This window comes from Pseudomonas sp. VA159-2 (genome assembly GCF_024126635.1).
GTDB classification, from domain to species: Bacteria; Pseudomonadota; Gammaproteobacteria; order Pseudomonadales; family Pseudomonadaceae; genus Aquipseudomonas; species Aquipseudomonas muyukensis.
The window spans coordinates 238,339-258,142 of the sequence record NZ_JAMYBV010000005.1 but is presented as its reverse complement, the minus strand read 5'-3'; the positions used below and the strand labels follow the sequence as shown (position 1 = coordinate 258,142).

Genomic DNA, 19,804 nt, shown 5'->3' with positions numbered 1-19,804 from the left:
TGAAAACTTCAGCGTATTGCCCGAGATTACTGTTGATCGTTGTAATGAAACTTCGGCATTTCCCAATGAAACCGAATCGCCAACAATCGAACCAGAAAACCACCGAACAAGGTCAGGAGCATGGCCTGCTCCGCCGGCACCTTGAAGTAAACGCACCCCAGGTAGAACCACGCAGCCGCGAACGACACACTGGCGTACAACTCCCGCCGAAACACCAACGGAATGTCGTTACAGAAGATATCCCGCAGGATCCCGCCAAACACCCCGGTGATCACCCCACTGATCGAAGCCACCAGGAACCCCTGCCCCATCTCCAGCGCCGTCATGCAGCCGATCAAGGTAAACGCCACCAACCCCAGGGCATCGAGCACCAGGAACAGCGAGCGCAGATGGCGCATCAACGGCGCGATGAAGATCGTCAACAGCGCGGCAAAACTGGTCAGCACCAGGTACTCAGGGTGCTTCACCCAGGTCAGCGGATAATGCCCCAGCAGCACGTCGCGCACAGAGCCGCCGCCCAGCGCGGTAACGCAGGCGATCAGCACCACGCCGAACCAGTCCATGCCTCGGCGGCCGGCAGACAACGCGCCGGTCATGGCTTCAGCGGTGATGGCGATGAGGTAGAGCATCAACAACATGGTGCGGCCCCGAGCAGGAAAGGCGCGCAGTCTACCCAGTCACGCGCGGCACCAAAAGGGGGCGCGCCGACGATCGTCGGCGCCCGGCAAGGTCAGACCTTGATGAAATGCTCGCGGTAGTGACGCAGCTCGGCAATGGACTCGCGGATATCGTCCAGCGCCAGGTGGGTACCACCCTTCTTGAAGCTGTCACGCACCTCCGGCGCCCAGCGCGCAGCCAGCTCCTTGAGCGTGGAGACATCCAGGTTGCGGTAGTGGAAATAATTTTCCAGTTCGCGCATGTGCCGGTAGAGAAAACGACGGTCCTGGCAGATGCTGTTGCCGCAGATCGGCGACTTGCCCTTCGGTACCCACTGCTCGAGGAAGGCGATGGTCTGCGCCTCGGCCTCGGCCATGCTCACCTTGCTCTCGCGCACACGCTGGGTCAGGCCCGAGGCACCATGGGTGCGGGTGTTCCACTCGTCCATGCGCGCCAGCACTTCATCACTGTGGTGGATGGCGATCACCGGGCCTTCGGCCAGGGTGTTCAGCTCGCTGTCGGTGACGATGGTGGCCATCTCGATGATGACGTCGCTGTCCGGATCCAGGCCGGTCATTTCCAGATCGATCCAGATCAGGTTCTGTGGGTTGTGCATGCAGGTGCTCCTCGAATAGCCCGTCATATTAGCCTAGCCAGGCGGCTCATGGGCGTAGCGTGCTAAACTGCCGCCGTTTTCTTTCTGCCCCGCCGACACGGAACCTTCATGGCCAAACGCCAGCTCAACCGCCGCCAGAACTGGCGCATCGAAAAGATCCAGGGTGAACGCGCCGCCCGCGCCGCCAAACGCGAGCAGCACGTGTTGCAAGAGCTGGAGGGCGGCGACCTGGGGCCAGAGCAACTGGGCCTGGTGATCGCCCACTTCGGTGTGCAGGTCGAGGTCGAGGCCCAGGACGGCGAAGCCGCCGGCCAGGTCTTCCGTTGCCACCTGCGGGCCAACCTGCCGGCGCTGGTCACCGGCGACCGCGTGGTCTGGCGCGCCGGCAACCAGGGCATCGGCGTGATCGTCGCGCAAATGCCGCGCAGCACCGAGCTGTGCCGGCCGAACAACCATGGGCAGCTCAAGCCGGTGGCGGCCAACGTCGACCTGATCGTCATCGTCTTCGCCCCAGCCCCCGAGCCGCACCCCAACCTGATCGACCGCTACCTGGTGGCCGCCGAACATGCCGGCATCCGCCCGCTGCTGCTGCTGAACAAGGCCGACCTGATCGACGCCGACAACGGCCCGACCCTGCATGCCATGCTCGCGGTGTACCGTGGCCTGGGCTATCCGCTGCTGGAGGTCTCAGCGCACCAGGGCGACGGCATGCAACGCCTGCAACAGACGCTCGACGGCCATATCAGCGTGTTCGTCGGGCAATCGGGCGTGGGCAAGTCGTCACTGGTCAACAGCCTGCTGCCCGAGGCCGGCACCCGGGTCGGCGACCTCTCGGAGTGGTCCGGCCAGGGTACCCACACCACCACCACCGCGCGCCTGTACCACTTCCCCAACGGTGGCGACCTGATCGACTCGCCGGGCATCCGTGAGTTCGGCCTCGGCCACGTCAGCCGTGATGACGTCGAAGATGGCTTCATCGAGTTCCGCGAGCTCATCGGCAACTGCCGCTTCCGCGACTGCAAGCACGACCGCGAGCCGGGCTGCGCGCTGTTGAAGGCCCTCGAGGACGGCAGCGTCACACAGCAACGCATGAACAGCTATCGCTCGATCATCGCCAGCCTGCCGGAAGACAGCTACTAACCCCGCGCGAATGTAGGATGCATTACCGAGCGGCGTAAGACCGCTCCGGTTTTGCCGACACCTATTGTCCTGCTCCTGGCTTTCCTCGATGGTCATGGCTTGTCGGCCTGGATCAGGGAGGACAACGCCAATGCCGGTCTTCATCAGCTATCGCCACGCAGAGCGGCTCGACGCCTTCATTCTCAACGAACGCCTGCTGCTCGAAGGCATCCCCACGCAACTGGTGCGGTTCGACAGCCAAGGGCAGACCTTCGACGACCTGCATGGCGGCTTTTGCCAGCAGATGGCCGATGCCACGCATTGGGTCGGAGTGCTGGCCGCAGGCGACCAGGAAGGCTGGTGGACGGCTTGGCTGCTGGGCGCCGCCGCGATGACCGGCCGACGGGTGAGCTTCTATCTGGGCAGCCCGGGGGAAGTGCCTGAACGCCTGGGCAAATGGCCGGTCATGCGCGATCGCGGGCATATCGACCTATTCGTCCGGGCCTACCACGACGAGCAGACATTCGGCCGGGGGATGCAAGCAGCGCTGCCGCGGGGCAGTGCCGCGGACCGCGACAATGCCGACTTCTTCCATGCCGACCTCAAGGCCAAGATCAGGCGCGGATTCTAGTGTGGCCCCCGTAGGAGCCGGCCTTGCCGGCGAACACCGGCACAGCCGGTGTCATCCCGCGCAGCGCCTGGATGCGCCAGCACAGCTGGCGCCTACGGCGTCCTTACTGGTCCTTGGCCTCGTCCATCTTCAACACACCATCCTCGAAGATGTTCAGCTTCTGGCGCAACTCGCGCGGCTGCATCGGCGCATCACCCGCACCTGGCGCGGCTGCAGCGTCGGCAGGCGGCGCGACAGCGGCCGGCGGGGTCTTCTCTGGCGTGCCTTGCTCGCCTTCGATATCGCGCTGGGCCTTCTTGGTCAGGACGATGATATCGATGCGCCGGTTGACCGGGTTGAACGGGTTGGCTCGATCGAACAGCGACGACGACGCATAGCCGACCACCCGCGCCACCTGCTCGTCCGGATAGCCACCGGCTACCAGCGCCCGACGGGCAGCGTTGGCGCGGTTGGCCGACAGCTCCCAGTTGCCGAAGTCACCCGTGCCGGAATACGGCTTGGCGTCGGTATGGCCACTGATGCTGATCTTGTTCGGCACCGCCTTGATGGTATCGGCCATCGCCAGCAGGATGTCCTCGAAGTACGGCTGCAGGCGCGCGCTGCCCAGGTCGAACATCGGCCGGTTCTCGGCATCCATGATCTGGATGCGCAGGCCGTCCTGGGTGATCTCGAACAGGATCTGGTCCTTGAACTTCTGCAGCTGCGGATTTTCCTCGACCTTGTTCTGCAATTCTTGCAGCAACAGCTCCAAGCGTTCGCGCTCGACCTGCTCGGCCAGGGTCTCGACCTTGTCCTTGTCCAGCTGCAGGCTGGTATCAGGCGTCGGCTCGGACTTCTCTTCCGGGTTGATGGTCTTTTCCGGCGCCAGCTGCGGCGTGCCGCCCAGGTCGATGATGTACGGCGTGCCGCTCTCGGAGAAACCGATCGGGTCCTTGAAGTAGCCGGCGATGGCGATCTTCTGCTCGGGGGTGGCGGTGGACAGCAGCCACAGCACGAGGAAGAACGCCATCATCGCCGTGGCGAAGTCGGCGAAGGCGATCTTCCAGGCCCCGCCGTGGTGGCCGTCGCCAAAGCGCTTGACGCGCTTGACGATGATGGGCTGATTGTTCTCCATGGCTTAGCGACCGCGTACTGCTTGTTCCAGCTCGGCGAAGCTCGGACGGTGCGCCGGGAACAGCACCTTGCGCCCGAATTCCACGGCCAGCGACGGCGGCATGCCGGAGGCCGAAGCCACCAGCGAGGCCTTGATCGCCTCGTAGACGTTCAGCTCTTCCTTGGCGTCGTGGCGCAGGGAGTTGGCCAGCGGGCCGAAGAAGCCGTAGGCGGCAAGAATACCGAAGAAGGTACCGACCAGCGCCGCACCCACGTGCAGGCCGATGGACTTCTGGTCGCCGTCCCCCAGCGAGGCCATGGTCACCACGATGCCCAGTACCGCCGCGACGATACCGAAGCCGGGCATGCCGTCGGCGATACCGGTGACCGCGTGCGACGGGTGCTCGAGCTCTTCCTTCATGCTCAGCAGCTCCATGTCGAACAGCCCTTCGAGCTCGTGGGGTGCCATGTTGCCGGTGGACATGATGCGCAGGTAGTCGCAGATGAATGCAGTCATGCGCTCATCGCCGAGCACCGCGGGGTATTTGGCGAAGATCGGGCTGGCCGCCGCGTCCTCGATGTCGCCCTCGATGGCCATCATGCCTTCACGACGGCTCTTGTTGAGGATCTCGTACACCAGGCCCAGCACTTCCAGGTAGAAGGTGTGGGTGAAACGGGTGCCGAACATCTTCAGCGACTTCTTGATCACATGCATGGTCATGTAACCAGGGTTGGCCTGGAGGAACGCACCAAAGGCCGCGCCGCCGATGATCAGCACCTCGAACGGTTGGATCAGGGCCGCGATCTTGCCGTGGGAAAGCACGTAGCCGCCGAGCACGCTCGCGAATACGACGATGATGCCGATAATTTTAGCCATAAGTTGGAAGCACTTGCTGTCGTGGTCAGGATGGGGAACGGAAGCTTGAAAACTCTTCTTCTACTTATCGGCAGAACTGCGCCAGACTATAGCCACTCATTGCGAAAAGCCAGTTCGGACTGATGTCAATATGCCAATTGAAACCAAGGTGCCAAGTCAGGTTCCGTCGAGTCTAGAGGCCTGGGTAAAGCTGCTCGACGGGGTTCGGGTACCCGTGCCCAAAGACAGCCACGACCGTGTTCTGCAGGCCATCAACGACAGCCGTCGATCCCTGCGCGACATTGCCGAACTGATGCAGGATAGCCCCGCGCTGGTGCTGTGCGTGATGCGCGAGGCCAACCATTCGGCCAATGCCAGCCAGGCCGAGCCCGCCGAAAGCCTGGAAATCGCCCTCAACCGCCTGGGCCTGGCCCGCACCGGCCAGTTGCTGGCGCGCCTGCCCGCGCTGCCGGGCGATGACATTCCGCCGGTGTTGCGCCAGTTCCTGTTGATCAGCCAGCACGCCACGCAGCAGGCCAATGGTTTGTTCGCCAGCCGCCTGGCGCGGCTGTGGCAGGAGATCCACTGGGGCAGCCTGCTGTTCCTTTCGCCGATGTGGCCACTGGCCCTGGCCTACCCCAAGCTGCTCGACACCTGGGAACTGCGGGTCATCCACAAGGGCGAGGACGCCGCCGTGGTCGAGCAGGAGCTGTTCGGGGTGCGCCTGATGCTGCTGTGCCGCCGCCTGGCCGAACACTGGCGCCTGCCCGAGTGGGTCATCCAGGGCTATCGCCTGCTGCTCGAAGAGCGCGAGCAACTGGCCCAGGTGCTGGCCATCGCCCGCGAACAGGAGCCACTGGCGCAGCAGCAGCGCCTGGATGACGAGCCGGCCCTGCGCCGCTGGTTCAACCAGCCGCCGAACACCGTGCTGCTGGCCAACGGCCTGGCCCTGGCCGCCCAGGTCGGTTGGGACAACCCGCACCTGCTGCGCTGGCAGCTGCTCACCGCGCTGTACCTGCAAACCAGCCTGGACGACGTCCAGCAGCAGGTGCACCAGCAGGCCGCGGCGAGTGCCCGCCACCATGCCCGCCATGCCCTGTTCCACCCGGCCGAGGCACTGATCTGGCCTTGGCACCAGCGCCGCCCGCACCCGGACATGCTCACGCCACCGCCACCCAGCACCGAGGACCTCGGCCGCTGGCGCACGCTGTGCCAGGAACTGCTCGCCCAGCCGAGCCCGTTCAGCAATACCGTGCACCTGGCCACGCAGGCCCGCGAAGCGCTGCTGGCGTGCGGCATGCAGCGCCTGATGCTGCTGAGCCTGGACAAGGCTACCGACTACCTGAGGGTGCAGCAGACTGCGGGCCTGCCCAAGGAAGCCGGCGTCATTGCGTTGCCGATCGCGCAGAACAAACTCCTGCAGAAACTGATGAGCAAGGCCGGGCAATTGCGCCTGACACCGGACAACCACGCCCAGTTCACCGCGCTGCTGCCGGCGCCCTTGCGCGCGTTCTTCCGCAGCGAGCACCTGCTGCTGCGCTCGCTGGCGGTCGGCGACCAGGTGCTGATGCTGGCAGTGGCCGACCAGGACGGCAAACCGCTGGCCGATGTCAGCGTGCAGGCGTTCGGTAAAACCGTGCAATGCATCGAGCGCGCCCTGGCCCTCTTCGGCAACCGCCATTCATGATTGCCTTGCGCTACAATCGCCCCCTTTGCACCCTGGAGACCGTGGATGACTGACTTTTCCGGCTTGCCCCTGGTGATCGAAGCCGAGGACCTGCTGCCGCGCCTGGAATCGCCGCAACTGATCCTGGTCGACCTGACCAGCGTCAACCGCTATGGCAGCGGCCACATCCCCGGGGCGCGCTTCGTCGATCCCAAGCGCACCCAGCTGGGGCAACCACCAGCGCCTGGCCTGCTGCCGGCACGCGCCGACCTGGAAAAGCTGTTCGCCGAACTCGGTCATCGCGACGATGCGGTCTACGTGGTCTACGACGACGAAGGCGGCGGCTGGGCCGGCCGTTTCATCTGGTTGCTCGACGTGATTGGCCACCAGCGCTACCACTACCTGAACGGCGGCATACAGGCCTGGCCAGCGGACAAACTGTCCATCGAGGTGCCCGCCAGCATGGGCGGCGCGGTGAGCCTGCGACTGCACCCGGAGCCCACCGCCACCCGCGAATACCTGCAAAGCCGCCTGGGCGCCGCCGACCTGGTCATCTGGGACGCTCGCGGGCCGCTGGAGTACAGCGGCGAGAAGGTGCTCGCGGCCAAGGGTGGGCACATTCCCGGCGCGATCAACTTCGAGTGGACCGCCGGCATGGACCTCAACGACCACCTGCGCATCCGCAAGGACATCGCCGAAGTCCTGCAAAACCTGGGCATCACCCCCGACAAGGAAGTGATCACCCATTGCCAGACTCACCACCGCTCCGGTTTCACCTACCTCGTGGCCAAGGCCCTCGGCTACCCGCGGGTCAAGGGCTACGCCGGTTCCTGGGGCGAATGGGGCAACCACCCCGACACGCCCGTCGAAGTTTAAGGACACTCAATGAAATCCCGTTTGTTCATCATCAGCCAGTACCTGCTGCCGCACCACCTGCTGTCGCGGCTGGCCGGCTGCGTCGCCGAGTGCCGCGCGCGCTGGTTCAAGAACGCCTTCACCGCCTGGTTCGCCAAGCGCTACCAGGTGAACATGTCCGAGGCGCTGGTCGAAGACCTCAGTGCCTACGAGCACTTCAACGCCTTCTTCACCCGCGCCCTCAAGCCCGGTGCCCGGCCGCTGGACGAAACCCCTGGCGCGGTGCTCTGCCCGGCCGACGGCGCGGTCAGCCAGCTCGGCCCGATCGAGCATGGTCGCATCTTCCAGGCCAAGGGCCACGGCTACAGCGCCCTGGAGCTGCTGGGCGGCGACCCGGCCCTGGCCGCGCCGTTCATGGGTGGCGAATTCGCCACCATCTACCTGTCGCCCAAGGACTACCATCGCGTGCACATGCCGCTGGCCGGCACCCTGCGCGAGATGGTCTACGTGCCGGGCCGGCTGTTCTCGGTCAACCAGACCACCGCCGAGAACGTGCCTGAGCTGTTCGCCCGCAACGAGCGCGTGGTGTGTCTGTTCGACACCGAGCGCGGGCCGATGGCCGTGGTCCTGGTCGGCGCGATGATCGTTGCCTCGATCGAGACCGTCTGGGCCGGTTTGGTCACGCCACCGAAGCGTGAGCTGAAGACCTTCCGCTACGACGACGCCAGCCGTGCGCCAATCCACCTGGAAAAAGGCGCCGAACTGGGCCGCTTCAAGCTGGGCTCCACCGCCATCGTGCTGTTCGGGCCAGAGCAGGTGAAGTGGGCCGAGAGCCTCGGCGCCGGCTCCGCCGTGCGCATGGGTGAGTTGCTGGCGCAGCCGAGCCAGGCCTGACCATCCGCTAATAAAAAAGCCCTGCATGATTCAAGTCATGCAGGGCTTTTTTTACCTTGGGATTGCTGGGAGGGCTTCGCCCTCCTTTCGCGACGCAAGGCCGCTCCTACAGGGGTACGCGATCATCTGTAGGAGCGGCCTTGTGCCGCGAACGGGCCGCAACGCGGCCCCAGGGATCCAGATCAAGCGCGCGCTTCGCGATCACGCACGCCGAGCAGATAAAGCACACCGTCCAGGCCCAGGGTCGAGATCGCCTGCTTGGCCGACTGACGCACCAGCGGCTTGGCGCGGAACGCCACGCCCAGGCCGGCCAGCGACAGCATCGGCAGGTCGTTGGCGCCATCGCCCACGGCTATCGTCTGCTCCAGTTGCAGGCCTTCTTCGCTGGCCAGCTGCTGCAGCAAGTCAGCCTTGCGCTGGGCGTCGACGATCGGCTCGACGGCAACGCCGGTCACCTTGCCATCGACCACTTCCAGCTCATTGGCGAACACATAGTCGATGCCCAGGCGCGCCTGCACCTGCTTGGCGAAGTAGGAGAAGCCGCCAGAGAGGATCGCAGTCTTGTAGCCCAGGCGCTTGAGCTCGGCGAACAGGTGCTCGGCGCCCTCGGTCAGGCGCAGCGAGGCGCCGATCTGGTCGAGCACGCCGACATCCAGGCCCTTGAGCAGCGCCATGCGCTCCTTGAAGCTGGCGCGGAAGTCCAGCTCGCCGCGCATGGCGCGCTCGGTGATCGCCGCCACTTGCTCGCCAACCCCGGCAGCCTTGGCCAGCTCGTCGATCACCTCGGCCTCGATCAGCGTCGAGTCCATGTCGAACACCGCCAGGCGGCGATTGCGGCGGAACAGGTCGTCACGCTGGAAGGCGATGTCGATGTTCAATTCCTCGGACAGCGCGAAGAACTGCGCCCGCAGGGCCTGGGCGTCGCCTGGCTCGCCCCGCACGGAAATTTCCAGGGCCGACTTGCCCTTCTCGCTCGGCGCATCCAGCGCCACCCGTGCCGACAGGCGCTCGATGCGCTCGATGGTCAGGCCGGACTGGCTGATGATCGCGCTGACCCGCTGCAACTGCTGCGGGGTGATCCGGCGGCTGAGCAGGGTGACGATATGGCGGGCCTCGCCCTGGCTGTCGGCCCAGTGCTGGTAGTCGGCCTCGGAAATCGGCGTGTAGCGCGCCTGCAGGTTCAGCTCGTGGGCCTTGGCCTGCACGCTCTGCAGCAGCGCGGTGGCCACTTCGTTGTCGGGAATGTCGACCAGGATGCCGAACGACAGCGTGCCGTGCATCACCGCCAGGCCGATGTCGAGAATGTTCACACCGCCCTGGAGCAGGACGCCGGTGATGGCCGCGGTAAGACCTGGACGGTCTTCCCCAGTGATGTTGATCAGGACGATTTCGCGCAAGACCGGGCTCCAACTCGATGAAAATGCGCATTCTACCGATTTTCCGTGACCATCGGGTGCCAACGCCACTTTGCCGACAAAACACGTATCGCTATACTGCGCAGCAACTTTCTCGCCATGAAGAGCCGCGCTCTGTGAACCGGCCCACGCCCGTCAAACCCGACAACTTCTTCCTGATGATCTACCGAGCCCTGAGCCAGCGCCGAATCCCCCTGGCCCTGCGTATCGCCAGCCACAATATTTTCCTGGTGGCCCTGGCGCTGGTGATCTATGCCTGCGTCATGGGCCTGCAGTTCAAGCAGGCCATGCATGAGCAGGCCGACGCCGTGGGTCAGAGCCTGACCACGCAGACAGCCACCTCGGCGACCGAACTGCTGGTGTCCAACGACATCCTCAGCCTCAACGTGCTGCTCGGCAACCTGGTGAAGAACCCGCTGGTGGCCCACGCCGCCATCTACAGCGTCGACAGCCGAATCCTCGCCGAGGCCGGCCAGCGTCCGCGCAACAGCCTGCTGGGCGAAGCCGAAGGCGTGTACCAGACCAAGATCACCTTCCAGGACGTGACCGCCGGCCAGCTACGTATCAGCCTGGACATGAGCCAGTTCCAGCAGCCGATGCTGATCAGCCTGCAGAGCATGGGCATCCTTGCCGCCATTCTGCTGGCCCTGGCGCTGACCCTGAGCCTGCGCCTGGGTCGCTTCATCTCCACGCCGCTGCTGCAACTGCGCGTATGGCTGCGCGACCCACACCCCTACACCCCGGCCATCGACCGCCAGGACGAAATCGGCGACCTCGCCCGCCAACTGCATGCGCGCCTGGCCCCGCCGCCGCCGCCGGAGCCGGAAATCGAGGACGAGGAAGACGACTTCGACGACCTGCCCGCCGCCAAGCCGGCGCCGCGGGCGACGGCCGTGGCCCAGCCTCAGTCCCAGGAGGAGGACGACGACGCCTTCGCCGACCTGATGGACGCGCAGAGCGAACCGGCCAAGCCGGCCGTGGTCGAGTCCGACGAGCCGCAGCACAGCGCCGTGCTGGCCGTGCAGCTAGGTTCCCAGGAGCAGCTGCGACGCCTGCCGCGCACGCGCCTGACCGAGCTGCTGGAGCGCTACCGTGACTGCCTGGACCAGGCCGCCTCGTTGTACGAAGGGGAAATCCACACCCTCAACGACGGCAGCACCCTGCTGTTGTTCCACAGCCGTGACAGCGGCGAAGACTACCTGACCAACGCCATCTGCTGCGGCGAACTGCTGCGCGCCCTGGGTCATGCCCTGCAGATCGAGGTGGCCGACAGCGGCATCACCCTGCAACTGCAACTGGGCCTGGTGCTGGCCGACGACCTGCAGGGCCTGGACCAGGTCGAGCTGTTGATGACCGAGCAGGCTCAGGACGCCCTGGCCCTGTCGCAGCACAGCCGCAACCTGCTGCTGGTGGAGCGGCGCATCAGCGATGATGCCCTGGTACGCCAGCGCGCCCGCATCCGCCCGATCGCCAGCCCCGAGGGCGCCTGCTGCGTGGAGCGCCTGATGGAGCCGTACCCGTCGATGCTCGAGCGCCAGCTGGCGCGGATGGACGAGCACCGCGCCTGAGATTTAGAGGTTGTGCGCTCCCTGTAGGAGCGGCCTTGTGTCGCGAAAGGGCCGCAGAGCGGCCCCAGCAATCTTGGCATCAACACTGGAGATCCTGGGGCTGCTACGCAGCCCTTTCCGACCGGTACGACGCCTCGGCAAGGCCGCTCCTACAGGGGATCGTGCACAGTCCACAAAAAAGCCCGCATCGCTGCGGGCTTTTTTGTGGCTGCGGATATCAGAAGCGGAACACTTCCATATCGGTGCGAATCGGCGAGGCCATCGGGATCTTCGGCTTCTCCGGTTCTTTCTTCACCTGCACCGGCGCGGCCTGCTTGCGCGGAGCCTCTTCGGCGATGGCCGGCTGGTTGGCCAGCGGCTTGACCGCCGTGCTCAGCTGTTCGGCCAGCTTTTGCAGCAACTGCCCCTGGGCCTGGACCTGGGCCGACTCGCTGCCAGCATGCGGCTGCTCGAGGTGGACGATGCGGTTGTCACGCACCTGGCCACGGCGATCGAGCACACGCCACTGGGCGTCGAGGATTGCGGGCTGGTCCTTGCCGGAGTCCAGGCGGGTGATCGACAGCAGCACCTGCACGTCCGGGGTGAAGCCGGCGCTGGCCGGTGCCAGGACCACGCGCTGGCTGTCCAGGCGCCATGCCAGCTGGCGTACCAGCAACTGGTCGATATCCGACGAAAGGCTGCCGGCCCAACGACCGTCGGTCGCCGCGGTCAGGCTGCCATCGGTCTGGCGCTGCAAGAAGGTTTCGCGTTGCAGGTAGTCGGCCACCGACACGGGGCCAAGCACCACCGCCATGCCCGCAGCCTGGGTCGGCTGGCCGGGTTCACCGCTGTCAAGCTGATACAGGGCGACCGGCTGGTGCATGCTGCACCCGCTCAGGCCCAGCAAGCCAGTCATCAGCAGCGCAAATGGAAGGCGCAGAAATTTCATTCATCCCATCCAGGCGGTCGTCACGGACAGACCGCAGTGATACTCGTGTAGATTCAATCGGGCACTCGGCCACGCCGGCGCCGCAAGGGCACTATCATCCGCGAAATAGTCGCCAGACTCCAGCATTTCCGCCCGAAGCGGCGCCGAAAGCGCCGCTGCGGAGGGCCCATTCAATCAAGCGGGGGGGTCCACCAGCAGGGCATCGACGCGCTGGAAGCCACGTGGCAATTTGCTACCGCGCCGCCCTCGCTCACCCTTGTAATGCTCCAGGTCATCCGGCTTGAGCGACAGCGTACGCTTGCCGGCCTGCAATACCAAGGTCGCCCCCTCGCTGATCACCGCCAGGTCGGTGACATACTCTTCGCGGCTGGCCACCCGGTCGCCCGGCACGCCGATGATCTTGTTGCCCTTGCCCTTGCCCAGTTGCGGCAGGTCGGCCACCTTGAACACCAGCAGGCGGCCCTCGGTGGTCACCGCGGCCAGCCAATCCTGCTCGCGATTGGACACCGGGCGCGGGGTCATGACCTTGGCGCCATTGGGCAGGCTGAGCAGGCCCTTGCCGGCCTTGTTCTTGGCCTGCAGGTCCTCGCCCTTGACCACGAAGCCGTAACCGGCATCGGAGCCCACCACGTACAGCGCATCGTCGTCGGGCAGCAGCACGCACTCGAAGGTGGCACCCGGCGGCGGCGTCAGGCGACCGGTCAGCGGCTCGCCCTGGCCACGGGCCGACGGCAGGCTATGGGCGGCCAGCGAGTAGCTGCGCCCGGTGGAGTCGATCAGCACCGCGAACTGGTTGGAGCGGCCGGCAGCGGCGGCCTTGAAGCCGTCGCCCGCCTTGTACGACAGCCCCGTGGCGTCGATATCGTGGCCCTTGGCGCAGCGCACCCAGCCTTTTTCCGACAGCACCACGGTGACCGGCTCGGTCGGCATCAGCTCGTTTTCCGACAGGGCCTTGGCCTCGGCACGCTCGACGATCGGCGAGCGGCGCTCGTCGCCGTAGGTCTCGGCGTCCTCGAGCAGCTCGCTGCGCACCAGCTTGCGCAGCTTGGCGTCGCTGCCCAGCAGGGTGGTCAGGCGCTTCTGTTCCTTGAGCAGTTCGTCCTGCTCGCCACGGATCTTCATCTCTTCCAGGCGGGCCAGCTGGCGCAGGCGCGTCTCGAGGATGTAGTCGGCCTGGATCTCGGTCAGGTCGAAGCGGGCGATCAACGCCTGCTTGGGGTGCTCCTCGGTACGGATGATGTGGATCACTTCATCCAGGTTGAGGAACGCGGTGAGCAAGCCATCCAACAGGTGCAGGCGCCGCTCGACCTTGTCCAGGCGGTGCTGCAGGCGACGACGAACGGTGCCGACCCGGTACTCCAGCCACTCCAGCAGCAGCTGGCGCAGGTTCTTCAGCTGCGGCCGGCCGTCGAGGCCGATGATGTTGACGTTGACCCGGTAGGTGCTTTCCAGGTCGGTGGTGGCGAACAGGTGCTGCATCAGCTCGGCGGCGTCCACCCGGTTGGAGCGCGGGATGATGACGATGCGGCAAGGGTTCTCGTGGTCCGATTCGTCGCGCAGGTCGGCGACCATCGGCAGCTTCTTGGCCTGCATCTGCGCGGCGATCTGCTCCAGCACCTTGGCCCCGGAGACCTGGTGCGGCAGCGCGGTGACGACGATGTCGCCATCCTCGATGCGGTACACCGCGCGCATGCGGATCGAACCCTTGCCGCTTTCGTACATCTTCAGGATGTCGGCGCGCGGGGTGACGATCTCGGCTTCGGTCGGGTAGTCCGGCCCCTGGATGTGCTCACAGAGCTGCTCGAGGGTGGCCTTGGGCTCGTCGAGCAGGCGCACGCAGGCGCTGGCCACCTCCCGCAGGTTGTGCGGCGGCACGTCGGTGGCCATGCCCACGGCGATGCCGGTGGTGCCGTTGAGCAGGATGTTCGGCAGGCGCGCCGGCAGCACGGCCGGCTCCTGCAAGGTGCCGTCGAAGTTCGGCACCCAGTCGACAGTGCCCTGGCCCAGCTCGCTGAGCAGCACCTCGGAGTAGCGCGACAGGCGCGCCTCGGTGTAACGCATGGCGGCGAACGACTTCGGATCGTCCGGCGCCCCCCAGTTGCCCTGGCCGTCGACCAGGGTGTAGCGATAGCTGAACGGCTGGGCCATCAGCACCATGGCCTCGTAGCACGCCGAGTCGCCGTGGGGGTGGAACTTGCCGAGCACGTCGCCGACGGTACGCGCCGACTTCTTGTGCTTGGAGTCGGCGTCGAGCCCCAGCTCGCTCATGGCATAGACGATGCGCCGTTGCACCGGCTTGAGGCCGTCGCCGATGTGCGGCAGGGCGCGATCCATGATCACGTACATGGAGTAGTTGAGGTAGGCCTGTTCGGTGAAGTCAGCCAGGGAACGGCGTTCGACGCCTTCGAGACTGAGTTCGAGTGAGTCGCTCATGCGGGCCTCGTCATTTCAGGTTCTGGCGCAGCAGCATGGTGCCGCCGCGCTGGGTAAATTCAAGTTGTTTCAGGGCACTCATGCCCAGCAGCACGGCCTGGCCATCCAGGCCGGGCACCACCAGCGCGCGCACGTCGCGCAGGTGGATGTCACCCAGGCGCAGGCTGTCGAGCCGGGTGCGGTAGCCTTCGGTGCGGCCGTTGGCGGTGCTTAGTTGCACCGGTGCGCCACGGGCCAGGTCCAGGTCGCGGGCCAGGGCCTCGGGGATCGCCACGTCGGTAGCGCCGGTATCGAGCATGAAATGCACCACGCGGCCATTGATCGCGCCGTCGGCGACGAAATGCCCCTGGCCATTGCTCAGCAGGCGCACTTCGATGAAGCCGTCGCCCTGTTCGCTCTGCACCACGCTATTGGGGTTCTGCTGGCGGTCTTGCCACTGGCCGAAAAAACGCGTGGCAAGAAACATCGCCGCCGCCCAGGCGACGATCATCAATATCCTGCCCGCACGCTTGCCCGGTGGCTGGCTCACGGCTTGGCGCTCCAGCCACCTTGCGGCGCGGCGAAGCGCCAGACCACCGGCCGGGTTTCACCGTCGGCGCGCGGGCGGTCGTTGTTGTCCACGCCGATCCAGGCCCCGTCCTTGTCGATCACCAGGGCTTCGGCCAGGCCGTACGCCTGGTCGTAGCGCCGGCTGTCCTGCAAAGCCTCGGCGGCGAACGACCAGCAGCGCTCCACCGCGCCGCTGTCGACGTCACGCCGGCAGAGGCGGTAGGCATTGCGCTCGAGGGTGTACAGCTTGCCCTCGAACCAGGCCAGGTCGGCGAAATCCCGCGCTACCGGACGCGCGCCGGGAAACTGCGGCGGCTGCATCTCGACCCCGGCCTCGCTGAGCAGCACGCAGCTGCGCCCGCAGGTCCACACCGATTGCTGGCGCTGCACCGACAACAGCCCGCGGCGCTCACGCTCGGCAGCCAGCCACAGGCGGTCGCCCGCCGGGTTGATCGCCAGGCCTTCGAACAACGCATTGAAGTGCAGCAGCATGCCGCTGGCGCGCGCCTGGCGGACCATGGCCTGATCGATGCGCAGCCAGTCCGGCTCGCCCTCCACCGGCAGCTGCAGCACCGCGGCGTGGGCCTCGCTGACGATCAGGATAGTACCGGCCTGGTCACAGGTGATGCCTTCGAAGTCCAGCGCGCCGCCGCGGATATAGGACGCCGCCCAGTTGCGCGACTTCAGCCCCCAGGGCAGGCCGGTGTCCGGCGCCTCGGGCGGGGTGAAGGTCAGCGGCTGGGCACGCCAGGCGCCGGGCTCCTGGTCGAGCCGGTAGATGCGGTCGTCGTCGCGGTCGGACACCGCCCACAACGCACCACGGCAGAACGCCAGGCCCGACAGGTTGCCACCGCGCATGCCTTCGACCACGTGCTCGCCGCTCAGCTTGAGCTCCGGCCAGCTGTCCGCCTGGGCCTGCAGGGCGCACAACGCCAGGCAGGCCGCCAGCAGCAGACGCATCAAACCAGGACCTCGGCCAGGTTGCCCTTGGTCTCCAGCCAGTTCTTGCGGTCGCCCGCACGTTTCTTGGCCAGCAGCATGTCCATGATCTCGGTGGTGCCCGCCAGGTCGTCCAGGGTCAACTGCACCAGGCGCCGGGTGTTCGGGTCCATGGTGGTTTCGCGCAGCTGCGGCGGGTTCATCTCGCCCAGGCCCTTGAAGCGGGTGACCTGCGGCTTGCCGCGCTTCTTCTCGGCGACCAGGCGGTCGAGGATGCCGTCACGCTCGGCGTCGTCCAGGGCGTAGTAGATCTCCTTGCCCAGGTCGATGCGGTACAGCGGCGGCATGGCCACGTAGACGTGCCCAGCCTCGACCAGCGGGCGGAAGTGCTGGACGAACAGCGCGCACAGCAAGGTGGCGATGTGCAGGCCGTCGGAGTCGGCGTCGGCGAGGATGCAGATCTTGCCGTAGCGCAGCTGGCTGAGGTCGCTGGCGCCCGGGTCGACGCCGATGGCCACGGCGATGTTGTGCACCTCCTGGCTGGCCAGGACCTCGCCACCATCGACCTCCCAGGTGTTGAGGATCTTGCCGCGCAGCGGCAGGATCGCCTGGTATTCCTTGTCCCGCGCCTGCTTGGCCGAACCACCGGCCGAGTCGCCCTCGACCAGGAACAGCTCGGCGCGCATCGGGTCCTGCCCGGCGCAGTCGGCCAGCTTGCCCGGCAGCGCCGGGCCCTGGGTGATGCGCTTGCGCTCGACCTTCTTGCTCGCCTTCAGGCGGCGGCCAGCATTGCTGATGGCCAGCTCCGCCAGTTGCATGCCCAGCTCGGGGTGGGCGTTGAGCCACAGGCTGAAGGCGTCCTTGACCACGCCGGAGACGAACGCCGCCGCCTCGCGGGAGGACAGGCGCTCCTTGGTCTGGCCCGAGAACTGCGGTTCCTGCATCTTCATCGACAGCACGAAGCTGATGCGCTCCCAGACGTCCTCGGGGGCCAGCTTGACCCCGCGTGGCAGCAGGTTGCGGAATTCGCAGAACTCACGCATGGCATCCAGCAGGCCCTGGCGCAGGCCGTTGACGTGGGTGCCGCCCTGGGCGGTAGGGATCAGGTTGACGTAGCTTTCCTGAATGCTGTCGCCGCCCTCGGGCAGCCACAGCAGGGCCCAGTCCACGGCTTCCTTGTTACCCGCCAGGCTGCCGCAGAACGGCTCGTCAGGCAGGCGCAGGAACTCGCTGACCGAGTCGACCAGGTAGGAGCGCAGGCCGTCCTCGTAGTGCCACTCGACCTTCTCGCCGGTGCCCTTGTCCTCGAAGCTGATCGACAGCCCCGGGCACAGCACGGCCTTGGCCTTGAGCACATGCTTGAGGCGGCTGATGGAAAATTTCGGCGAGTCGAAGTACTTCGGATCGGGGGTGAAGTACACGCTGGTGCCGGTGTTGCGCTTGCCGACGCTGCCGACCACTTCCAGCTCGCTGGCCTTGAAGCCGTCGGCGAAGGTCATCTGGTACTCGTTGCCATCGCGCTTGACGCGCACGCGCACCTGGCTCGACAGGGCGTTGACCACCGAGATGCCGACGCCGTGCAGGCCACCGGAGAACTGGTAGTTCTTGTTGGAGAACTTGCCGCCGGCGTGCAGCTTGGTGAGGATCAGCTCGACACCGGACACGCCCTCTTCGGGGTGGATGTCCACCGGCATGCCGCGGCCATCGTCGCTGACTTCCAGCGAGTGGTCGGCGTGGAGGATGACCTGTACCGAACGGGCATGGCCTGCCAGGGCTTCGTCGACACTGTTGTCGATGACTTCCTGGGCCAGGTGGTTCGGCCGGCTGGTGTCGGTGTACATGCCCGGCCGCTTGCGGACCGGATCAAGGCCCGAGAGGACTTCGATGGCGTCTGCGTTATAGGCGCTAGCGCTGGGATTGGCCATGGGGTCTCGTCGTCAGTCTGGTGAGTGCAAAAGTCAAAATACAGAAAAATCCAGCGCCGCATACTGCCCGCGGGCAATACCGGCGAAGGCCAGCAGGGCCGGCAATTGCCTGGCGAAGCCCTGGTAGCTGTGGTCGCCTGCGGCCTGGATACGCAGGGCGCAGGCACGGTAATAGCGCTCGGCCTGGCGATAGTCCAGGGTTTCATCGGCGGTCTGCAACCACACTTGATAGCGTGCGGCATCCTGGGGCGGCGGCACTTCCAGCTCGGCCAGGGCGTCCACGTGGTCGTGGGTCAGCTCCCAGGCCTCGTCGGTATAAAGGTTGCGCTGGGTGCCGAGGTAGCCGTCGAACAGCCGGTGCGGGGCCACCGCCGGGTTGACCAGCAAAGCCTTGAGCCCGTGGCGCTCGGCAAGATGGGTGGCATAGTAGCCGCCAAGGGAGCTGCCGACCAGCAGCGGCGCGCCCAGCTCACCGATGGCTGCCTCCAGCTGGGCGATAGCCTGGCGCGGGTGGTGGTGCAGCGCCGGGACGCGCAGTTGAGCGGCCAGGCCGAGCTGCTGCATCAGCGTCTCGAGCTGACGGGCCTTGGTCGACAGCGGCGAGCTGTTGAAGCCATGGATATAGAGGATGGAACCCGACATGCTGCCCCCGGACGCAAAGACGCGCAGTGTAGCGTGTTCGATGGTCATTGGCGCAGCCTGGGGATTTTCGCAACAAATTCTTCAAGCAGCCGGGGCACGATCTCTGTGGGAGCGGCCTTGTGTCGCGAAAGGACCGCAAAGCGGTCCCCCGACTCAGTAGCCCGGGCTGTCGAAATCCAGCTTCACCACGAAGTCCCGCGCCCGCTCCACTCCGGTCTCCAACCGCCCGTCGGCATGCAGCCGCAGCCAGCGGTAGCCCGGCTGCTCTTCGCTCACCTTGAAGTCCTCGCTTCGCGGCGCGAACTGGATGCAGGTCGAAGGCGTGGCGAGAAAACGGATACCGTCACGCACCTCGTCCCACTCCTGGTGAATATGCCCCCACAGCAGCGCCTTCACCTGTGGATAACTGCGCAGACGCCGCAGCAGCTCATCGGCATTATGCAGCCCGATCGGCGCGATCCAGGCGCAGCCGATATCCACCGGCTGGTGATGGCAGCACACCAGGCAATGGCGCTCGCCCGCACCGCTCAGCGCCTGGTCCAGCACGGCCAACTGGTCATCGGCCAACAGGCCGAAGGTGGCACCGATCACTGCCGAGTCGAGCATGACGATGCGCCAGGCACCGATATCGGTCACTGACTGCACCAGTTCCGGCGCCACCTCGGCCATGACCCGCGCCTCGTCATGGTTACCCGGCAGCCAACGTGCTGGCGCACCGAGCGTCGACGTCAGTTCGCGAAAGGCTGCGTAGGATTCGCCGCTGGCATCCTGGGAAAGATCGCCCGTGCACAGCAGCAGGTCGATGCGCGGTTGTTCGCGGCGAACCTGGCCGACCACGTGCCCGAGGCTGGCGCGGGTATTGAGGCCCAACAAGGTGCCCGCCGGGTCGGCGAACAGATGGGCATCGGTCAGTTGCACCACATGGACGGGTGACGGGAAATGGGGTGGCTGCGGCAACGGCCGGCTCCTCGAACGGATTCAGCAGCGATTATGGCGGCGGATCGGTTTGGCGCAAACAC

At 66.0% G+C, this 19,804-nt stretch carries 18 protein-coding genes; 6 read left to right on the top strand and 12 right to left on the bottom strand.

Annotation, left to right across the window (positions count from 1 at the left end; genetic code table 11):
* Positions 1–26 precede the first annotated feature (26 nt).
* Together NJG22_RS07440 and orn are read right to left on the bottom strand one after the other, a co-directional pair.
* Positions 27–638 (bottom strand): trimeric intracellular cation channel family protein, encoded by a 612-nt coding sequence (locus tag NJG22_RS07440; RefSeq protein ID WP_023630647.1) that lies wholly within the window; start codon positions 636–638, stop codon positions 27–29.
* A 92-nt stretch (positions 639–730) separates the two neighbouring features.
* Positions 731–1,273 (bottom strand): oligoribonuclease, encoded by a 543-nt coding sequence (gene orn, locus NJG22_RS07435; protein ID WP_253093430.1) that lies wholly within the window; start codon positions 1,271–1,273, stop codon positions 731–733.
* 108 nt (positions 1,274–1,381) lie between these two features.
* Here orn and rsgA point away from each other — a divergent pair, with 108 nt between their 5' ends.
* On the top strand, positions 1,382–2,413 hold the full coding sequence (gene rsgA, locus NJG22_RS07430; RefSeq protein ID WP_253093429.1) for a small ribosomal subunit biogenesis GTPase RsgA: 1,032 nt from the start codon (positions 1,382–1,384) through the stop codon (positions 2,411–2,413).
* Between the two features lie 130 nt (positions 2,414–2,543).
* Complete coding sequence (locus tag NJG22_RS07425; protein ID WP_253093428.1) at positions 2,544–3,023, top strand: molecular chaperone Tir; 480 nt, start codon at positions 2,544–2,546, stop codon at positions 3,021–3,023.
* A 103-nt stretch (positions 3,024–3,126) separates the two neighbouring features.
* On the opposite strand, the gene motB is transcribed toward NJG22_RS07425, so the two are convergent.
* Positions 3,127–4,137 carry a flagellar motor protein MotB gene (gene motB, locus NJG22_RS07420; RefSeq protein ID WP_253093427.1) on the bottom strand — a complete coding sequence of 337 codons (1,011 nt, stop codon included), beginning with the start codon at positions 4,135–4,137 and terminating at the stop codon, positions 3,127–3,129.
* Between the two features lie 3 nt (positions 4,138–4,140).
* Positions 4,141–4,992, bottom strand: coding sequence for a flagellar motor stator protein MotA (gene motA / locus NJG22_RS07415; RefSeq protein WP_134690304.1), 852 nt, complete (start codon positions 4,990–4,992; stop codon positions 4,141–4,143).
* Positions 4,993–5,122: 130 nt separating this feature from the next.
* Between motA and NJG22_RS07410 the strand changes: the two genes are divergently transcribed.
* The 3 genes from NJG22_RS07410 to asd are packed head-to-tail and all read left to right on the top strand — an operon-like array spanning position 5,123 to position 8,386.
* Positions 5,123–6,658, top strand: a complete 1,536-nt coding sequence (locus tag NJG22_RS07410; protein ID WP_253093426.1) for an HDOD domain-containing protein — start codon at positions 5,123–5,125, stop codon at positions 6,656–6,658.
* Positions 6,659–6,703: 45 nt separating this feature from the next.
* A complete protein-coding gene (locus NJG22_RS07405) occupies positions 6,704–7,513 on the top strand; it encodes a rhodanese-like domain-containing protein (protein ID WP_253093425.1) in 810 nt (269 codons plus the stop codon).
* A gap of 9 nt (positions 7,514–7,522) precedes the next feature.
* Positions 7,523–8,386, top strand: coding sequence for an archaetidylserine decarboxylase (gene asd / locus NJG22_RS07400; RefSeq protein ID WP_217852331.1), 864 nt, complete (start codon positions 7,523–7,525; stop codon positions 8,384–8,386).
* Between the two features lie 182 nt (positions 8,387–8,568).
* Here the strand turns inward: asd and serB are convergent, their stop codons facing one another.
* On the bottom strand, positions 8,569–9,783 hold the full coding sequence (gene serB / locus NJG22_RS07395) for a phosphoserine phosphatase SerB (protein WP_253093424.1): 1,215 nt from the start codon (positions 9,781–9,783) through the stop codon (positions 8,569–8,571).
* Positions 9,784–9,917: 134 nt separating this feature from the next.
* Here serB and NJG22_RS07390 point away from each other — a divergent pair, with 134 nt between their 5' ends.
* On the top strand, positions 9,918–11,369 hold the full coding sequence (locus NJG22_RS07390) for a histidine kinase (RefSeq protein WP_253093423.1): 1,452 nt from the start codon (positions 9,918–9,920) through the stop codon (positions 11,367–11,369).
* A 217-nt stretch (positions 11,370–11,586) separates the two neighbouring features.
* On the opposite strand, the gene NJG22_RS07385 is transcribed toward NJG22_RS07390, so the two are convergent.
* The 7 genes from NJG22_RS07385 to cpdA all read right to left on the bottom strand — a co-directional run bounded on the left by NJG22_RS07385 (position 11,587) and on the right by cpdA (position 19,742).
* Positions 11,587–12,297, bottom strand: a complete 711-nt coding sequence (locus NJG22_RS07385) for an ABC-type transport auxiliary lipoprotein family protein (protein WP_217852324.1) — start codon at positions 12,295–12,297, stop codon at positions 11,587–11,589.
* A gap of 174 nt (positions 12,298–12,471) precedes the next feature.
* Positions 12,472–14,730, bottom strand: a complete 2,259-nt coding sequence (gene parC / locus NJG22_RS07380; RefSeq protein ID WP_253093422.1) for a DNA topoisomerase IV subunit A — start codon at positions 14,728–14,730, stop codon at positions 12,472–12,474.
* Positions 14,731–14,740: 10 nt separating this feature from the next.
* Complete coding sequence (locus NJG22_RS07375) at positions 14,741–15,259, bottom strand: TIGR02281 family clan AA aspartic protease (RefSeq protein WP_217852319.1); 519 nt, start codon at positions 15,257–15,259, stop codon at positions 14,741–14,743.
* Positions 15,256–16,242 carry an esterase-like activity of phytase family protein gene (locus NJG22_RS07370; RefSeq protein ID WP_253093421.1) on the bottom strand — a complete coding sequence of 329 codons (987 nt, stop codon included), beginning with the start codon at positions 16,240–16,242 and terminating at the stop codon, positions 15,256–15,258. Before NJG22_RS07370 ends, NJG22_RS07375 begins: the two co-directional genes overlap by 4 nt.
* Complete coding sequence (gene parE / locus NJG22_RS07365) at positions 16,239–18,143, bottom strand: DNA topoisomerase IV subunit B (protein ID WP_217852315.1); 1,905 nt, start codon at positions 18,141–18,143, stop codon at positions 16,239–16,241. The genes NJG22_RS07370 and parE overlap by 4 nt, the downstream gene beginning before the upstream one ends.
* Positions 18,144–18,176: 33 nt before the next feature.
* The gene (locus NJG22_RS07360) at positions 18,177–18,785 is read right to left on the bottom strand and encodes a YqiA/YcfP family alpha/beta fold hydrolase (protein ID WP_253093420.1); all 609 of its coding nucleotides are present in this window, start codon (positions 18,783–18,785) and stop codon (positions 18,177–18,179) included.
* Between the two features lie 153 nt (positions 18,786–18,938).
* Entirely contained in the window at positions 18,939–19,742 is an 804-nt protein-coding gene (gene cpdA, locus NJG22_RS07355; RefSeq protein ID WP_253093419.1) for a 3',5'-cyclic-AMP phosphodiesterase, read from the bottom strand.
* Positions 19,743–19,804 lie beyond the last annotated feature (62 nt).

Coding starts and splice junctions, on each gene's coding strand:
- parC (WP_253093422.1), bottom strand. CDS start 14,730: ATGAGCGACTCACTCGAACTCAGTCTCGAAGGCGTCGAACGCCGTTCC.
- parE (WP_217852315.1), bottom strand. CDS start 18,143: ATGGCCAATCCCAGCGCTAGCGCCTATAACGCAGACGCCATCGAAGTC.
- motA (WP_134690304.1), bottom strand. CDS start 4,992: ATGGCTAAAATTATCGGCATCATCGTCGTATTCGCGAGCGTGCTCGGC.
- orn (WP_253093430.1), bottom strand. CDS start 1,273: ATGCACAACCCACAGAACCTGATCTGGATCGATCTGGAAATGACCGGC.
- asd (WP_217852331.1), top strand. CDS start 7,523: ATGAAATCCCGTTTGTTCATCATCAGCCAGTACCTGCTGCCGCACCAC.
- rsgA (WP_253093429.1), top strand. CDS start 1,382: ATGGCCAAACGCCAGCTCAACCGCCGCCAGAACTGGCGCATCGAAAAG.
- NJG22_RS07425 (WP_253093428.1), top strand. CDS start 2,544: ATGCCGGTCTTCATCAGCTATCGCCACGCAGAGCGGCTCGACGCCTTC.
- motB (WP_253093427.1), bottom strand. CDS start 4,137: ATGGAGAACAATCAGCCCATCATCGTCAAGCGCGTCAAGCGCTTTGGC.
- NJG22_RS07410 (WP_253093426.1), top strand. CDS start 5,123: ATGCCAATTGAAACCAAGGTGCCAAGTCAGGTTCCGTCGAGTCTAGAG.
- NJG22_RS07360 (WP_253093420.1), bottom strand. CDS start 18,785: ATGTCGGGTTCCATCCTCTATATCCATGGCTTCAACAGCTCGCCGCTG.
- NJG22_RS07405 (WP_253093425.1), top strand. CDS start 6,704: ATGACTGACTTTTCCGGCTTGCCCCTGGTGATCGAAGCCGAGGACCTG.
- NJG22_RS07385 (WP_217852324.1), bottom strand. CDS start 12,297: ATGAAATTTCTGCGCCTTCCATTTGCGCTGCTGATGACTGGCTTGCTG.
- NJG22_RS07440 (WP_023630647.1), bottom strand. CDS start 638: ATGTTGTTGATGCTCTACCTCATCGCCATCACCGCTGAAGCCATGACC.